The organism is Pradoshia eiseniae (assembly GCF_002946355.1).
GTDB lineage: Bacteria > Bacillota > Bacilli > Bacillales > Pradoshiaceae > Pradoshia > Pradoshia eiseniae.
The window spans coordinates 1-666 of the sequence record NZ_PKOZ01000054.1 but is presented as its reverse complement, the minus strand read 5'-3'; the positions used below and the strand labels follow the sequence as shown (position 1 = coordinate 666).

1 protein-coding gene is annotated in these 666 nt (G+C 39.8%); it reads right to left on the bottom strand.

The annotated features are described in order from the left end of the window. The coding region (locus tag CYL18_RS19030; protein ID WP_146102865.1) for an IS110 family transposase at positions 1-542 on the bottom strand (542 nt) is incomplete at its 3' end. Positions 543-666 lie beyond the last annotated feature (124 nt).

Sequence of the window (666 nt, the reverse complement as noted above, 5' to 3'; positions counted from 1 at the left end):
AATTCAGGAAAGTAGCGATCAATCCAGTTATGAACTTGTCCTTGTACAATCTGTTGGTCAACCGTTAGTAGATCGCGTAATTTCTTAGCCACCCGAAGTTCGGCATAAACGCCTTGTGGAATAGTTGGTTCGGCATATCTCCCGTCCTTAACCAATTGTGCAATGACTCTCGCATCTTTCACGTCATTCTTTGTTGGCGAGTTATCATCAAGTTCTTTAGTTTTCTTTACGTGCAGTGGATTAACTGCCACAAATTTAATGCCTTTTTCCTTCAGAATATGCGCTAAGTTAAACCAATAATGCCCTGTCGGTTCCATCCCGACAATGACTTGATGCATCTCGTGTTTCTGTTTAAGCTGACAGATCCAATCTAGAAAATAGTGAAATCCTTCTTTTGTATTCTCAAAATAACAAGGTGATCCAAACTCTATTCCTCTAAAGTCTTGAGCTCTGGCAACGTGTTTGAATTTTGCGATATCTACACCGATAATAAGCGTTTCAGGCGTGATTTGAGCAATCTTCCTATTTTGGTTATAATTCATGATGGACCTCCTGATTTTGATTGTTTTGTCCCTTAAGCTGGCCAGCATTTAGGACACTTTCATCGTATCAAGAGGTCTTTTTATGCTCAAATCTCATTTTCATTCATTACAGGAATGCTGCCCC